Annotated in this window: 1 protein-coding gene; it reads right to left on the bottom strand. The window is 63.1% G+C overall.

The annotated features are described in order from the left end of the window. Positions 1–1,796, bottom strand: a 1,796-nt coding sequence (locus CAF92_RS26200; protein WP_305880206.1) for a T6SS effector BTH_I2691 family protein, incomplete at both ends; no start/stop codon positions are given.

Here is a 1,796-nt window from a genome sequence, read left to right on the forward strand (position 1 = left end):
TTGGTGAGCCGTGGATCGAGCACGGCCAGGCTCATCAAGCCGTGCTGGATAATCGGCCGCACCTTGCGCATGGCCTTCATCGAGCCAAACTCGAAGTCATCGATATTGCGGCGCATCCGGTCCCGCGCCTCGGCGATCGACGCATTGGCCTTGTGCTGCAACTCCCGAAGGTGCGCACTCTGCAAGGCGTAGTACTCGCCCAGCTTCATCTTCACTTCCAGCTCGATCAGGTGCACGCCGTTGTAGAGAAACTGCGTGGCGCCGTTCAGGTGCCGCACCGCCTTCTGAATACCAGGTGACAAACATGGCGCCAGCCGCTGACTGGCCGCGTTGAGCGCGCCCTGCGTTTCAGCAATGGCCTGCTTGAGGGTATTGCGCATGCGCAGGCCGGCGTCATCGCTGGCGATGATCTTGCTCAGCATGCCGTAGAGCTTGTCGCTGTCGTTCCAGTTGATCGCTTCTGTGGCGGAGAAACTGGGCAGCAGCCCGGCCAGGAGAGAGCGATCCCGCATCAACAACGCGCGGTAGGGCGGGCTGTCCGGATCCTGCAGCCATTTCAACCAGAGCAGTTCGCTGGTGCCGGAAGCGGGAACATGCGGTTCAAGGCGGGGGACGACAGCTTCGGTAACGCCGCCACCCAGGCACAAGGCCATGGTCTTGGCGTAGGCCACCCCGGACTCACGATCATTACCGTCGTAGTCGTACGCCTCGGCCAGCTTGAACATGGGCGTATCGAACAAGGCAACGTATGCCTGGGTGTCCTTGTCGATGTAGCGCTGAAACTCGCGCTCCTGCTGGTCGTATTCAGCCTGGAACGCGGCCCGCTGCGGCTCGTGGTAACGTTGTTCAAGCCGCTCGTCACTCTCCTGCTGCGCACGCTCGACCAACCGCTGCCGCTCGACTGTCGGCTCGACGAACGCTGGCGGCCCATCGCCCGTCATCGGTTCCAGCGACGGCACCTCCTGCGCCGCCCACTCCCTGTGCGTGGCTCGAATGATCTGCAGGATCTGCGAGGTCTGCAGCTGATAGGCGCGCATCGGTTCTTCACGCCAGGCCTGACGCTTCAGTACCCAGTTCAGGCGCTGATGGTTGTACTCCTGAATCAGCCCGACAGTGTCGTCGAGCACCACTGCCAGCACGCCGTTTTCCAGCTTGTGCCGGTTGATCGCATTGACCAGATAGCCGCGCAGGGCGAACCGGCGCAACCAGCGGCTGTGGAAGCCATGCGCACTGTCGAAGGGGGCGCAGCCATGCTGGGCGTACTCGAATACCTGCTGGTCGACCTGTAGGTTATCGGGCGTCATGGCGATGCCCAGCAATTCGGGATTGTTGCGGGCCTGGATCAGGTCCAGGCCCTCGAAGCGATGCGCAGGCGATGCACCACTCTTGTAGGCGTTCAGCACACTGACCGGCCAAGGATCGCTGGAGAAGGCCAGCCAGGCGCTGGCGTACCTGCTGGTATCGAGGTTGAGAAAGGCTGAAGGAATGTCGTGATCTGCGTTCACGCATGTTTCGGGCAGCGGCGAGGGCGGGCCGTCTGGCGGCTCGTAAGGGTTGAAGCGGCGCAGGTGGCCCTGCTCGCTGACGGCATAGGCATGCCAGACCTGCTGGTCGAGCAGGACATAGAGGTAGCCCATGCGCAAGGTGCGCAAGCCGATCTTTGTCGAGATATGCCGGTTATCCGCGACGGTGAAAACACACTCGGGGCGGGTATCCGGCACCAGGGCGCGGCGCAGCGGCAGGATCGGCAGGCCCTGGCGCTCGCAGGACATGCACTGGTCGTGCGGGAGCCCGGC

The sequence above is a fragment of the Pseudomonas sp. B10(2017) genome (assembly GCF_002113295.1).
GTDB lineage: Bacteria > Pseudomonadota > Gammaproteobacteria > Pseudomonadales > Pseudomonadaceae > Aquipseudomonas > Aquipseudomonas pudica.